Raw genomic sequence first — 579 nt, 5'->3', positions numbered from 1 at the left:
GTGATGACAGTGACGCAAACCACGCAAAGTCCAAACATGACCGGCCATACTCAAACGGGTAATGCCGCCAAACACTTCGACGAAAAACAACAACGTATTGCTGAGGGTAGCGCTCAGCCTGTGATGCTATCTGGTGCAGAAATGTTGGTGCAATCACTAACAGATGAAGGGGTCGAATATATTTTTGGCTACCCAGGTGGTGCAGTTTTACATATATACGATGCGCTGTTTCAACAGGACAATATTGAACATATCTTAGTCCGTCATGAGCAAGCAGCAGGTCATATGGCAGATGCTTATTCGCGGACAACTGGCAATACTGGCGTTGTGTTAGCGACATCAGGGCCTGGTGCTACGAATACAGTGACTGCTATTGCCACAGCGTTTATGGACTCAGTGCCGATGGTCGTGATTTCAGGTCAAGTACCAAGCAGTTTAATCGGTGAAGATGCCTTCCAAGAAACGGATATGGTTGGTGTTTCAAGGCCGATCGTTAAACATAGCTTTCAAGTTCGTCATGCCAGCGAAATACCTTCAATCGTCAAGAAAGCTTTTTATATCGCTCAGTCAGGGCGTCCA

The 579-nt window shown here is 46.6% G+C and carries 1 protein-coding gene; it reads left to right on the top strand.

What is annotated here, in order from left to right; all coding sequences use genetic code 11:
• Positions 1-123 precede the first annotated feature (123 nt).
• A partial coding sequence (locus ACS8FD_RS23085) for a thiamine pyrophosphate-binding protein (protein WP_439277573.1) occupies positions 124-579 on the top strand: 456 nt, incomplete at its 3' end.

This window comes from Psychrobacter sp. 1U2 (assembly GCF_051847575.1).
Note: the sequence above shows the minus strand (reverse complement) of the source record. Positions and strands in the feature narration are given on the sequence as shown.